This window comes from Pseudoxanthomonas sp. LjRoot204_2, assembly GCF_056175765.1.
Genome location: NZ_JBGFFG010000045.1, coordinates 1 through 13,683 on the forward strand (window position 1 = coordinate 1; position 13,683 = coordinate 13,683).

A 13,683-nucleotide genomic window follows, 5' to 3' on the forward strand; every position below is an offset into this window, starting at 1 on the left:
GTGCCGCGCAGTTGTCCTCGCCCCTGCGTATCGGGCAGCGCGAACCATGCGCCGTCACCGTCGCCCACCGCCTTCTGCAGATCCCGACCTTCCGCCATCACCGCGACGGTGGCCGCGATGTGCAGCGCGTACGCCGCGCCGAGGAAGCCATCCAGCGCGTCCTGCCGCGACTCGAAGGCCGACTCCAGCAGCGCGGGGGGCAGCTGCCACCAGAGGCTGGTGGTATGCATCTCCTGGTCGGGCAGGTTCACCGGGCCGTAGCCGATGTTCTCGTGCGTGTAGTAACGGATCTTCTTGTAGCCGGCCACGCGGCGCACCACATGCACCTCGCCGTGGTGGCACGTACCCTGCCCGGCGATGACGCCATCGAACCGCTCAAGCACCTTCAGCTTGGTGTAGTCGATCGCGTCGGTGTAGTAGTCCACCTGCGTGCGGGTGACATAGGCCTTGCGGCCCTCCCAATCCAGACGTTCCACCTGGTACGGCGCGGACTGGATCATGTGGATTGCCCCCTCGTACAGCGTCAGCGGCGCGGCACTGAAATCCACCTCGGCGATGATCACCTGGCGCCCGTCGGTACGATCCACCACCACGAAGTTGCCGTCCGCCACCGAACGCAGGCTGACCGCGTTGGCCGGATAGCTGTCGGCGATCCACTCGTAGCGGTCGCCTTCGCGGTGTACCACGCTGTCTTCGTCGAGCAGTTGCAGGAACGGCGACGGATCGACCGGGCCGAACGGCTCGCCGGCGAGGAACGGCAGCTCGAACGCGGCGCAGCGCACATGGTCCAGCAGGATCATCGGCTGGTCCGGCGCGATGCGTGCGTGCTCCGGCGGGCTGTCGGCGAAGAACTCCGGATGCCGCACCACGTACTGGTCCAGCGGCTGCGAACTGGCGACGAGGATGCCCAGCGATGCCTGCTGCCGTCGCCCGGCCCGGCCGAAGCGCTGCCAGGTCGCCGCGATGGAACCGGGATAACCGTTCAGCACCACCGCATCGAGGCTGCCGATATCCACCCCCAGTTCCAGCGCCGACGTCGAGACGATCCCGTCCACGCGCCCGTCGCGCATCGCGCGCTCCGCCTCGCGCCGTTCGGTCGGCAGGTATCCGCCGCGATACGCGCGGATGCGCGCCGGCAGCCGCGGATCGCTGTCGAACACGTCCTTCAGGTACTTGGTGAGCACTTCGACCATGGTGCGCGACTGCGCGAACACCAGTGTCTTCAGACCCGCCTTGATCGCCAGCCGCGCGATGCGGTTGCTCTGCGAGCGCGCCGACGCGCGCAGGCCCAGGTCGGGATTGACCACCGGCGGATTCCACAGCAGCACGTGCTTTTCGCCCGTCGGCGCGCCGGACTCGGTGATGGCATGCACCGGCAGTTCCAGCAACGCTTCCGCGTGCGCCTGCGGATTGCCGATGGTGGCCGAGCACACGATGAACTGAGGCGTGGCCCCGTAGAAGGCGCACACGCGCTTCAGGCGCCGCAGCACGTTCGCCACATGGCTGCCGAACACGCCGCGATACATATGCACCTCGTCGATCACCACGTAGCGAAGGTTCTCGAAGAACTGCGCCCATTTCGTGTGATGGGGCAGGATGGCCTGGTGCAGCATGTCGGGGTTGCTGACCACGATGTCGCCATGCAGGCGGATCGCCTGCCGTGCATCACCCGGCGTATCGCCATCGAAGGTGAAGGCCTTCAGGCCCAGGTCGCCGGCGCGGCTGAGGTCGAGCAACTCGGCCACCTGGTCCTGCGCCAGCGCCTTGGTCGGAAACAGGTACAGCGCCTTGCCCCGGCGCGACAGCGCCGACGCCACCACCGGCATCGTGTAGCACAGCGATTTGCCGGAAGCGGTCGGGGTGACGATGGCCAGATGATCGCCGGCCTGCGCCTGCCGCCATGCCTCGGCCTGGTGCGAATACAGCCGGTCGATGCCGCGCTGGCGCAAGGCGTCGGCCAATGCCGCCGGCACGTCGTCTGGCAGCGCTTCGTAACGCCCCTCGCGTGCAGGAATGACGAACTGCCCGGTGACGCGGTCGCGGTACTTGCCGGCGAGTCGCTCCGCCAGCGCACCGCCATCGGCGTGCACCGCAGGCAACAGGGCGGTCTCGTCGGCGTGGCGACGGATCAATGCGGTCTGTGCGGCCATGGCGGTCTCTCGGCAGGGGCCGCCATCTGACGCGCGGAGCGTCTCAGGCGCTGAGACTGACCGCCCGCTGATCGCGTCGATCGGCGTCAGCTTCGTGACCGGCCAACGAAGGTATTTCTCACCTGCGACTAACGCGGCGCGCGGTACCAGTTATCCATGCCAAGCGCCCGCCAGGAGCAGGAGACTTCCATGGACCGACCACTGTATCGCGCGCAGCTCGACCAGCTGCGGCAGACCACATGGCGAGGTACGGCCGCCGATGGCGATGCGTTCGCCGCCTTCACGGCCTACGACTATAGCCGCCGCCGGCGCCTGCACCCCGATGTCGCGTGGGAAGACGCCTGCCACGTCTATGCATTCGCCGCTTCCTCGCATGTCCAGTATGGCGGCGCGTTGGATCTCGATACCGAACTCGAACTCGAACACGACTGGGAACGGTTGCGCGGCGAGGCCGGCCCTGACTGGCCCGTGGCCAGGACCCTGCTGCGCGAGGCGTGGCGCTGGCTGGACCAGCACGGCGCGGTCACCGCCCGCGTGCACTGACCCACATGCCGTCCACGTCCGCACCGACGGACGGTCGGCCGTTCCGGTTGCACGTCCTCGTCTGATCAGAAGCAGGGGGCCACCACAACCGCGAACGCCGGCAGTACGCACGCATCTCACCGGGGACGGGGTCGCATCGTCTCACGCGGATATCGCGCAGGTCCGGAAGGCCGTCGCGATGGCCGTGGGCACAGAGGCCGATGCACGGACAAACCGCGCTTCATTCCATGGGATCGATACGCTGCCTTTCCGTGCGCCAGGGAGGGGACCCATGTCCCGTCGCGTTGATCCGTTTGCACATGCATGGAATGACGACGCCATGCCCTGCGCCGTGGTGGACATCCAGTCCGAACTGCGGTTCTGGGAACAAACCTATGCCTGCCAGCCCTTCCATCACCCGGGCACGCCCTTCCGGCATTACGTGCCGACGTTGAAATTCGCGTACGACAGCTATCTGCTGTCGCACCGGCGCTCACTGCAGCAACTGCTTCCCTTGCTGCCGGGGCGCTACGAGATGGCGCTCGCACGCAGCGTTCGCCTGGAATGGCCGGTCGCGGCGGCGGTCATCGCACGCGTCTGGGAGCGCCTCAATGCACCGCTCGAAGAAGACCCCCCGCTCTTCTCGCCGCTAGCCGCCGCATTGGAAGAACGCGCACTGATCAGCGACGCCATGCACCGTCGCTGACCAGCGCCGATGCAGCGCATTCACGCAGCACTGGCAAAGGTGAACGGAAATTCCCGCGCACGGTTAAATACGGGTTAAAACGGCCTTTATTTCACTTAAGCATCACCGCGACGAACAAAAAATCCTCTCGTCACCACCACATCGACACAGGGGATTCACCATGGCCAGCCTGCACCAGCGCAACGTCCAAGCCACTGCGCAGATCGTCGACATCGACGCCGAACTCGCCTACTGGAAAACGCGCCTCAACGAGGACACTTTCCAGGTGGTCGGCGCCACGGTCGGCGATCTGGAGAAGTGCCTGAAGATCGGCTACGACGCCTACCTGCTGCACCATCGGCAGGAGTTCGACGAGATTGCGCCTTCGCTGCGCGACCGCCTGCAGCGCCACTGCCCCGACACGCCGATCGGCTGGTATCGCGCGCAACCGATCATGCGCGCGGTGTGGCAGCGCCTGAAGCCTACGGCGGGCCACGTCTGAGATTGCCGGGCGCGCGCCTGCTTCCTCCCGGAGAGGATGTCAGGCGCGCAGTCCCAGCGCGTGTTCGATCGCGCCGAACAACGCCTGCACCTGTACCGGCTTGGCGACCGTGGCGCACTCGCGCCCATCCGGCGCCCTTCCCGGCTCCTGCAGCCGGATCACCGGGCCGTCGAAACCCGCCTCCTGCAGCACCGCCAGCACGTCCGCCGCGGACAGCAGCAGGATGTCGTCGTCGATGATCGCCAGTGCGGGCATGCCGTCGCGCGCGATCTGTTGCAACGCATTCGCACCGTCCGGTGCCATGACCGGGTCGTAACCCTGCGCGGCCAGCGCGTTGCCCAGCAGCGACAGGCGCGTGACATCGCCGTCGACCAGCAGGATCCGGCGCCCCGCGCCGTCGGCGAACGCCGCGTCTTCGCTGCCTGCCCATTCCTCGGTCGTGGGCGCGGGCAGGTGCAGTTCGAAGGACGTGCCCTTCCCCAGCGTACTGTTGACCTCGATGCGACCGCGCGCCGATTCGACGATGCGCTTGCACGACATCAGCCCCAAGCCCGTGCCGCCCGCCTTGGTGGTGAAGAAGGGCGTGAACAGTTGCTGGCGCGTCGCCTCATCCATGCCGGTGCCTTCATCGGACACGCGCACCACCACGTAGGGCTGGCCATCCGCCGCCACCGTCGGCGTCGCCGACAGCGTCAGCTGTCCGCCCCGTTCCGCCATCGCCTGGATCCCATTGAGGCACAGGTTGATCAGGCACTGCTGGAATTCGGTGTAGTTGCCTTCGATCAGCAGATCCTCCGGCGGCAGTTCCACCGTCAACCGGACCTGCCGCGACAGGCTTCCCTGCAACAGCAGCTGCACCGCGCTGAACAAGGCGGCCACGCTGATGGTTTCGCTGGCCTTGCGCGAGCCGCGGACGAACGACAGCATCGAATCCGCCATCTCGTGGCCGCGCTTGCCGCTCTCCGAGATCACCGCGCCCAGGCGCAGGATCTTCGGATCGTCGCTGTAGGTCGATAGCAGGTCCGGCACGATCAGCAGGGGCTGCAGGATGTTGCGCAGGTCATGGCTCAGGCCTGCCGCCAGCATCGCCAGGCAGTCCAGCCGTTGCGAGCGCATCAGTTCGCGCTCGGCGTGCTCGCGTTCGCGCTCGGTGCGCGCCTCGCGGATGGCGCGCGCCACCGCCGCCGGCAACCGCGCCGGCGTGTGCTTCAGCACGTAGTCGCTGGCGCCCTGCTGCAGCGCCTTGACCGCCGCCTCCTCGCCGATCGTGCCCGAGAAGAACACGAACGGCAGCCGCGCATCGTGCGCRCGCAGGATTTCAAGCGCCTGGTAGCCGGAGAACCCCGGCAGTTCCATGTCCGACAGCACCAGGTCGAAGGTTCCGCCAGCCAGCGCCGTGCGCATGTCGTCGGCGCCATCGACGCGCAGGAACTCGGCGTCGAGCCCCGCGTCCTGCAGCTGCTCGATCAGCAATTCGGCGTCCAGTTCCGAATCCTCGACCAGGAGGATGCGGACGCGGCCCAGCGGTGATCCACTCTGCGGCACGGCTCAGTCCAGGCTGGGGGTTTCGTTGATGACGGCCCAGAACGTGCCCAGCGTTTTAACCGCCTGGAAGAACTGGTCGATGTCCACCGGCTTGACCACGTAGGCGTTCACGCCCAGGTCCCAGCTGCGTGCCAGGTCGCTTTCCTCGCGCGAGGACGACAGGATGACCACCGGCAGCGCCTTCAGCTTCTCGTCGTTGCGGATTTGCTTGAGCACTTCCAGCCCGTCCATGCGCGGCATCTTGATGTCCAGCAGCAGCACCGACGGCATGCCTTCCTCACGGTTGGCGTGGGCGCCGCGCCGCAGCAGGTAGTCCATCGCTTCCACGCCGTCCTCGACGTGCACGATGGGGTTGGCCAGGTTGGCTTCGCGCAAGGCGTCGATCGCCATTTCAGCGTCGGCCAGGCTGTCTTCGGCCAGCAGGATGGTGCGGATGTCGCTCATGCGTCTCTCTCTCGGGAAGGCGGAGCGTCGAGCGCTGCCGGAAGGGTGAAGAAGAACGTGGCGCCCTGGTCGGGGGCGGCCTCGGCCCAGATGCGGCCGCCGTGGCGGCTCAGCACGCGGCGCACGCTGGCCAGGCCGATGCCGGTGCCGCTGAATTCGCTCGCCTTGTGCAGGCGCTGGAACACGCCGAACAGCTTGTCCGCATAGGCCATGTCGAAGCCGGCACCGTTGTCGCGCACGGTGAACAGATGGCTGCCGTCTTCCTGGTTGCGGTGCTCGACCTCGATGACCGCGCGCTCCCGCTGGCTGCTGTACTTAAGCGCGTTGCCCAGCAGGTTGCTCCAGACCTGGCGCATCATGTTCTCGTCGGCCAGCACGATGGGCAAGGGCGCGATGCGCCATTCCACGCGGTCTGCACGCCCTTCGTTGGCCTCGTTGGCATCCAGCATCGCGCGCGCCTCGGCGACCATCGACTGCATGTCCACCGCCTGCAGGCGCAGTGCGCTGCGACCCAGGCGCGAGTAGACCAGCAGGTCGTCGATCAACTGCGACATGCGGCGCGCCGAATCGCCGATCACGCTCAGGTAATGCCGGCTCTTGTCGTCGATGCCCTCTCCGAGGTGGCGGCCCAGCTTGTCGGAGAAACCCGCCACGTGCCGCAGCGGGGCACGCAGATCGTGCGAGACGGAGTAGCTGAAGGCTTCCAGCTCGCGGTTCACTTCCGACACCTGCTCCACCTTGCCCTCGAGCTGGCGGTTCAGGGCTGCGATTTCCTGCTGGGCGGTCTTCTGCAACGAAATGTCGCTGACCGTCATCAGCACGGCGTGATCGTCGGAGTCAGGCAGCGGCATGCGCCGCGCATTGAGAAGCACCGTGCGGCGCAACCCATCGGCGGTCTCCTGCTGCAGCTCGTAGTCCCACAGCTCGCGGCCGCGCGACAGCACGTCGTCCAGCCGCTGGCGCATCACCTTGTCCTGCCAGGCCGCACCCAGTTCGTCGAGCGTCCCGACCTTGCCGCCCTTCGGCACGCCATACAGCTCGGCGAAGGCGCTGTTATGCATCTGGATGTGCTGCTCGTCGTCCAACAGCACGATCGGTTCGCGCACCGTGTCCAGCACCACCAGCGCGCGCTGGCTGGCCTGCGCGGTCCGCTTTTCGGCCGCCAGCCGGCGCCCCACCTGCTTGCCCAGCGCCATCAGCACCAGCGAAAGCAACAGCAGCTGCGCGCCCAGCGCGATCATGCGGATCCATTCCATCCGGCGGCGCTGTTCGGTCGCGTCCTCACTGCGCGCCTTCAGCAGCGAGCGCTCGTCGTCCAGGATCTCGGTGAGCAGGCCACGAATGGGGAAACGCGTGGCCAGCGGCGCGACGACATTCGCCTTGTAAGCATCCGGCGCCTCGAGCAACTGGTCCACCACCTCGACCCTGGCGTTGACCAGTTCGCGCAGGCGGCCCACGCGCACCAGCTGTTCGGGGTTGTCCACGGTCAGGCGGGCCAGCGCATCGAACCGCTCGGGCAACGATGCGCGTCCGGCGACCAGGCGCTCGCGCGCCAGCGGGTGGTCGACGCCCAGCGCGATCAGCATGGCCGAGCTTTCCATCTCGCGGACGTCCAGCGCCAGCGCCAGCACGGTCGCCTCCACCTCGTGCGTGTGGATGAGGACGTCGGCGGCTTCCTGATTGGCGCGGGACAGGCGCTGCAGCAGGATGACCGGGACCACCACGATCAGCACGATCACCAGCCCCAACAGGGGCAGGCGGGATTTTTCCCACAGCGTGCGGGTGCGTGTTTCGTTCATGTTCCCCTGGCGTCGGCTGGACGCGTGAGGGCTGGTTACATGCCCGCGCGAACGTTGCAAAGATGCTAGCGCAGGGTTGTCACATTTGGAATCACATTGAGGCGTTCAGGAAGCGTCGGCAACATGAACGCGGTCGCGTCCCTCGTGCTTGGCGTCGTACAGCGCCAGGTCGGCACGACGCATCTGGTCGCGCAGCGATTCGCCCGGCAGGTGCCCTGCGATACCGGCGGAAAGCGTGGCGACGACACCGCCATGCGCCTTGCCGAATTCGCCGCGCAGGCGCTCGGCGAATGCGAGTGCCGAGTCGGCATCCTCGCCGTCCAGCAGGACCGCGAACTCCTCGCCCCCGATGCGGGCCGCGCAGCCATCGTCGCCGACCCGGGCCCGCATCAGGTCGCCCAGGCGCTGCAGCACGGCGTCGCCACCGTCGTGGCCATGGTCGTCGTTGATGCGCTTGAAGTAGTCGATATCCAGCACGATCACCGCAACCGGACGCCCGGCCGCCGTCGCCCGCGCATGCACGGCGATCGCCCGCTCGCTCCAGCCATTGCGGTTCAACAGCCCGGTCAGTTCGTCGGTATGCGCCTGTTGCACCAGCCGGCGCCGCATGCGCCATGCGGACACGGCAAAATCCGTACGGTAGCCGGCCAGCACCAGGCCGAACCCGATGGTGGTGAGCGTATACAGCCAGTACAGCGCACTGCCGGTGCCCGGCGCGCCGTACAGCACGATGCGCAGCTGCGCCATCACCACGATCAGCAGGGCCAGCGCGAGTACCGACATCGGCCGCACGGTCAATGCCATCAGCGCCAGCGGCAACAGCTGGAACAGGCCGGTACGCAGGGCCAGCTGCCCGGTGACGCCCGGCAGCGGCATGCTCATGACGATGCCCGTCAGCAGCGTGCCGCCCAGCACCAGGACGAGGCGGTGCTGCCACGCGTCCAGTCGGGCCACGCCGACGGCGCAGGCGGCCACGGCGACCGCCGCCAGCAGCTGCACCCAGAGGGGATATCCGATCGTGGGCGTCACGCCGGTGGCGTCGAACACCGCGATGATGGCCAACAGCACCGCCCCGCACAGCAGCACGCCGCTGACGATCGGGCGCGTGGCGCGCAACTGCGCCTGTGCCAGGTCCTCGCGCTCGGCCGCATCCAGCATCCGCGTCGAATCGCGCGACAGCAGCGCGCGCAGGCTGTGCATCAGGCCCGGCGCCGCCGCAGGTGCAGGGACAGCGCGGGCACGCATGCGCGGCTCCCGGGCGGAATCCGCATCGCCAAGCAATCGGCGCGCCGCGCCGACGGCGATGTCGTCGTCCTCCCCGGGTCGCCGGACGCCGCTCATGCGCGCTCCGCCTTCCGCGGGTGGTGATGGGCACGCCACCGACATGCAGTGTCGGTCATGACGGTATCGCGGGCGTGCCGTTGGCGGCGGTCATCCGCCGAACGCGGCGCGCAAGCGCGCTTCGTCGGGCTGCTCGATCACCCCCTTCTCGGTGACGATGGCGTCGATCAGTGCGGCCGGGGTGACGTCGAACACCGGATTCCACGCGGCCACGCCATCGGCCACGATGCGGGTGCCGCCGATGCCCAGCAGTTCGGCCGGGTCGCGCTCTTCGATATGGATCGCGTCGCCGTTCGGCGTGGCCATGTCGACCGTGGACGACGGCGCCACGACCATGAACTTCGCGCCGTGGTGGCGCGCGGCGATCGCCAGTTGGTAGGTGCCGATCTTGTTGGCGGTGTCGCCGTTGGCGCAGATGCGGTCCGCACCCACCACCACCCACTGCACGGCGCCGGTCTTCATCAGGTGCGAGGCCGCCGAGTCGGCGATCAGCGTGGCGGGAATGCCGTCCTGTTGCAGCTCCCACGCGGTCAGCCGCGCGCCCTGCTGCCAGGGCCGGGTCTCGCCGGCGTAGACCTTGCCGATGCGGCCCTGGGCCACGCCGGCGCGGATCACGCCCAGCGCGGTACCGAAGCCGGCCGTGGCCAGCGAACCCGTATTGCAGTGGGTCAACACGCCGCTGCCCTCCCCGATCAGCGCCGCGCCCAGCTCGCCCATGTGGCGGTTGGCGGCGAGGTCTTCCTCGGCGATGGCCAGCGCTTCCAGTTCCAGCACGCCGCGCCAGTCGCTGCCAGCGCTCTTCAAGGCCGCGCGCATGCGGGCCAGCGCCCAGGCCAGGTTCACGGCCGTAGGGCGGGCCGCGTTGAGGCGCTGCAGGGCGGGTTCCAGCTTCTCCATCGCCTCGGCCGGCGTGGCGGCCATCACCTTGCGGGAAGCCAGCACCACGCCCCAGGCAGCGGCAATGCCGATCGCGGGCGCACCGCGCACGGCCAGGTCGTGGATGGCCGCGGCCACCTCGTCGCTGGTGGTGCAGCTCAGGTACTCGACCACGAAGGGGAGCTTGCGCTGGTCCAGCAGTTCCAGCGCGCTCCCGGTCCAGCGGATCGGACGGATGCGGTCGTAGCGGGCGTAATCGATGGGGTCGGTCATGGGGCCATTGTACCGGCCCCTCCCCGTCTCTCCTCACACCTGCGGCATCACCAGCTGCGGAACTCGGCCCGGCAGCCGTCGGTCACCCAGACGCCGCGGGCATCCTGGCCCCAGGTGCGGCCTTCGATGCAGGCCGCATTGGACAGCTGACGGACCAGCTGCACGCGACCGCGGCCGTCGACGCCGCAGGTGCGCGTGCGGCCTTTCTCGGATTCGCAGCGGAAGGTCTGGCCATTGCCGTAGCCATTGCCGTAACCGTTGTCGTAGCCGCCGTTGTTCCAGCCGCCGCCATTCCAGCCATTACCGCGGCCGTACACCTCGAACTCGGCGCGGCAGCCGCGCGACACCCAGATCGCGTTGCGGTCCTGGCCCCAGCTGTAGCCTTCAGTGCAGCGCGCCTTGGACAACTGGCGGACCAGGCGCACGTCGCCACGGCCGTTGATGGCGCACGTACGCGAACGGCCGTCGTTGGACTCGCAGCGGATGCGCTGGGTGTTACCCGCATAGCCGCCACGACCGCTGGCGAACTCGGCGCGGCAGCCGCGGTCGACCCACACGCCGTCGCGCGTGCGGCCCCAGGTGCGGCCCTCTTCGCAGCGCGTCTTGGAAATCTGTCGCACGATCTGCACGCCACCACGCATATCCAGGCGGCACTCGCGGTAGCGGTTGTCGTTGGAGTCGCAGCGCACCACCTGGCCGCCGCCGTAATAGCGATCGTCGTACTGCGGTGCGGCCTTCGCCGCGACGGCGCCGAACAGTGCGACGGTGCCCAGCACCAGCGTTGCGATCAGGGAGCGTTCCATGGCGTGCGTCCTCGTGGGTGTTGGAACGCAATCTACGCAGCGATCATGAACGCGCGCCCACGTAATCGTTTGCAGTCGAAGCCGTGCCTGTGGCGTGTTTGGCTGGCTTTCAGCCGCGCGCGAAATCGAAGGCGACCACGTCCGCGATGCGCGGCGTATCGAGCATCGCCATCAGCAGCCGGTCCACGCCGAGCGCGACGCCCGCACAGGCCGGCATGCCATGCGCCAGCGCGGCAAGGAGGCCTTCGTCGAGGGCGGGCGCATCCTCGCCCCGTGCGCTGCGTGTCGCCACATCGCGTTCGAAGCGCAGGCGCTGCTCCGCCGCATCGGTGAGCTCGTGGTAGCCGTTGGCCAGCTCCAGCGGGCCCAGGTAAAGCTCGAAGCGTTCCGCCACCGGCACGCCGTCGCGCTCCACCACCTTGGCCAGTGCGCATTGGCTGGCCGGGTAGTCGTGCACCACGCGCATCTCGTCGCGACCGAACGTGGGCTGCAGCCGGTGCGTCATCAGCAGGTCCAGCCAGTCGTCGCGGGTCAGGCCCTCGCCGTCGATGGCGATGCCGGCCGCAGCGTTGCGCACCGTCTCCAGGTCGGCCGTCATCGGATCGACGCCCAGCTGCTGCCGATACAGATCGCGGAAGCTCACGCGCGACACGGTCGCTTCCCGCCCGATCATCGACAACGCCGCCTGCACCAGCGCCACCGTCTCGTCCATCAGCGGTTCCAGCGTCCAGCCCACACGGTACCACTCGAGCAGGGTGAACTCCGGGTTGTGCCGCCCGCCCGCCTCGCCGTCGCGGAATACCCGCCCCAGTTCGAAGCAGTCGCCCACGCCGGCGGCGAGCAGGCGCTTCAGCGGGAACTCCGGCGACGTGCGCAACCAGCGCCTGCGCGACGCGCCGTCGGTGCGGCCGGAGAATTCAAGCGCGAACGAAGCGATGTTGGCGTCGGTATTGCCCGCGCGCGACATCATCGGCGTTTCCACTTCCAGCACGTCGCGCGCAAAGAAGAATTCGCGCACCAGCCGGTTGACCCAGGCGCGCAGGCGCAACGCGTCGCGCGAGCCGGACGGTGCCCAGTCGAGGCCGGCGACGCCTTCGCTCCAGCCGGGCCCCGGTCGCCAGCGGCTCACGCATCGCTCCCGTGCTGCGCCAGGAACGCCAGCAACTGCGCCTCGTCCCAGATCTCGATACCCAGCTCCTGTGCCTTGGCCAGCTTGGAACCGGCGGCTTCGCCCGCCACGACCAGATGCGTCTTCTTCGACACGCTGCCGGCGACCTTGGCACCGAGTGCTTCGAGCTTCTCGCCGGCTTCGTCGCGGCTCATCGCCGCGAGGCCACCGGTCAGCACGACGGTCTTGCCATCGAGCGGTCCGGTCGCGGTGGCGACGTCTTCGGGCGTGACCTCGAGCAAGGTCTCCAGTGCCGCGCCGCTGCGCGACAGCAGCTGCGCGTTGGCCTCGTCTTCCAGCCAGGTGGCGAACGCGTTGGCCGAATCGCTGGGCAGGCCGGCGGTGACGAAGTTGTGCACCGGTGCGTCCAGCAACGCCGGCACCGATGGGAACGCGGAAGCCAGTTGTTCGGCGCGCACGCGGGTGACCTTGGGAATCTCCAGATCCACCAGCAGCGTCGCCAGGTCCAGCGTCGCGCGCAGCTTGCCCGACGGCGGATGCGTGTCGCCGATGACGACACCCCGCGCCAGCAGATCGTCGATGGCCTGCTGGTTGCCGGGCTGGTCGAGGAAATGCCCCAGCGAACGCGCCACTTCGCCGCCGATGTCGGGCACGCGCTTGAACAACGGCCACGGCAGGCGGCGGATCAGTTGCAGGTCGCCGAACCACAGCGCCAGCGCCTTGGCCGTGCTCTCGCCCACGTGCYGGATGCCCAGSCCGAACAGGAAGCGCKSCAGCGTGGTCTGTCGGCTGCGGTCGATGGCCTCGATCAGGTTCTCGGCCCACTTCGTCGCCACCTTGCCGGCCTTGACCCCGCTCTTAGTAAGTGCGAGCGGGGTGGTGCCGTCGCGCTCGTCCACGCGGCGTTTCATCTCGAGCAGGTCGTCGACGGTCAGCTTGTAGAGGTCGGCCACGTTCTGCACGAAGTCGAGGTCGCTGAGGTCCTCGACGAAGCGCTCGCCCAGGCCCTCGATGTCCATCGCGCGGCGCGAGGCGAAGTGGATGATCGACTCCTTGCGCTGCGCCGGGCAGGTCAGCTCGCCGCTGCAGCGCCATACCGCTTCGCCTTCCTCGCGGACGATCTCAGAACCGCACACCGGACATTCGGTAGGCATCTGCCACGGCACGGTGTCGGCCGGACGCCGCTCCGGCACTACGCCGACCACTTCCGGGATCACGTCGCCGGCGCGGCGCACGATCACCGTGTCGCCGTTGCGCACGTCCAGGCGCGCGACCTGGTCGGCGTTGTGCAGGGTGGCGCGGGTGACGGTCACGCCACCGACATGCACCGGCTGCATCAGCGCCCACGGTGTCACCGCGCCGGTGCGGCCGACGTTGACCTCGATGGACTCCAGCACTGTCATCTGTTCCTGCGCCGGGAACTTGTGCGCGATCGCCCAGCGCGGCGCGCGCGAGACGAAGCCCATCTCGCGCTGCCCTTCCCCGTCGTCCAGCTTGTAGACCACGCCGTCGATGTCGAACGGCAGGCCGTCGCGCGCTTCGCCGATGCGCTGGTAGTAACCGAGCAGGCCGTCCACGCCTTCCACCACGTCGCTGAGGCTGCTGACCGGGAAC

The 13,683-nt window shown here is 68.4% G+C and carries 12 protein-coding genes; 3 read left to right on the forward strand and 9 right to left on the reverse strand.

What is annotated here, in order from left to right; translation table 11 throughout:
- The coding region (locus AC04L7_RS03815; RefSeq protein ID WP_475512547.1) for a DEAD/DEAH box helicase at window positions 1–2,150 on the reverse strand (2,150 nt) is incomplete at its 3' end.
- Window positions 2,151–2,339: 189 nt separating this feature from the next.
- On the opposite strand from AC04L7_RS03815, the gene AC04L7_RS03820 reads away from it, so the two are divergent.
- The 3 genes from AC04L7_RS03820 (at window position 2,340) to AC04L7_RS03830 (ending at window position 3,859) form a co-directional block, all read left to right on the forward strand.
- Entirely contained in the window at window positions 2,340–2,693 is a 354-nt protein-coding gene (locus AC04L7_RS03820; protein WP_296281813.1) for a hypothetical protein, read from the forward strand.
- Window positions 2,694–2,964: 271 nt separating this feature from the next.
- A complete protein-coding gene (locus tag AC04L7_RS03825) occupies window positions 2,965–3,378 on the forward strand; it encodes a hypothetical protein (protein WP_296281810.1) in 414 nt (137 codons plus the stop codon).
- A gap of 160 nt (window positions 3,379–3,538) precedes the next feature.
- Complete coding sequence (locus AC04L7_RS03830) at window positions 3,539–3,859, forward strand: hypothetical protein (protein ID WP_296281808.1); 321 nt, start codon at window positions 3,539–3,541, stop codon at window positions 3,857–3,859.
- 39 nt (window positions 3,860–3,898) lie between these two features.
- Here the strand turns inward: AC04L7_RS03830 and AC04L7_RS03835 are convergent, their stop codons facing one another.
- From AC04L7_RS03835 to ligA, 8 genes are all read right to left on the reverse strand, one after another.
- Window positions 3,899–5,404, reverse strand: coding sequence for a sensor histidine kinase (locus AC04L7_RS03835; RefSeq protein ID WP_435998997.1), 1,506 nt, complete (start codon window positions 5,402–5,404; stop codon window positions 3,899–3,901).
- A gap of 3 nt (window positions 5,405–5,407) precedes the next feature.
- Entirely contained in the window at window positions 5,408–5,848 is a 441-nt protein-coding gene (locus AC04L7_RS03840; protein WP_296281805.1) for a response regulator, read from the reverse strand.
- The gene (locus AC04L7_RS03845; protein WP_435998998.1) at window positions 5,845–7,647 is read right to left on the reverse strand and encodes a sensor histidine kinase; all 1,803 of its coding nucleotides are present in this window, start codon (window positions 7,645–7,647) and stop codon (window positions 5,845–5,847) included. Before AC04L7_RS03845 ends, AC04L7_RS03840 begins: the two co-directional genes overlap by 4 nt.
- Before the next feature lie 105 nt (window positions 7,648–7,752).
- Window positions 7,753–8,988: a GGDEF domain-containing protein gene (locus AC04L7_RS03850; RefSeq protein ID WP_435999000.1), complete on the reverse strand. Its 1,236-nt coding sequence runs from the start codon at window positions 8,986–8,988 to the stop codon at window positions 7,753–7,755.
- Window positions 8,989–9,078: 90 nt separating this feature from the next.
- On the reverse strand, window positions 9,079–10,137 hold the full coding sequence (gene mtnA, locus AC04L7_RS03855) for an S-methyl-5-thioribose-1-phosphate isomerase (RefSeq protein ID WP_435999002.1): 1,059 nt from the start codon (window positions 10,135–10,137) through the stop codon (window positions 9,079–9,081).
- Window positions 10,138–10,184: 47 nt separating this feature from the next.
- Complete coding sequence (locus AC04L7_RS03860) at window positions 10,185–10,940, reverse strand: DUF3011 domain-containing protein (RefSeq protein WP_435999004.1); 756 nt, start codon at window positions 10,938–10,940, stop codon at window positions 10,185–10,187.
- Window positions 10,941–11,049: 109 nt separating this feature from the next.
- Complete coding sequence (epmA, locus tag AC04L7_RS03865) at window positions 11,050–12,069, reverse strand: EF-P lysine aminoacylase EpmA (RefSeq protein ID WP_435999006.1); 1,020 nt, start codon at window positions 12,067–12,069, stop codon at window positions 11,050–11,052.
- On the reverse strand, window positions 12,066–13,683 hold a 1,618-nt coding region (ligA, locus tag AC04L7_RS03870), incomplete at its 5' end, for an NAD-dependent DNA ligase LigA (protein ID WP_475512548.1). The genes ligA and epmA, both read right to left, overlap by 4 nt.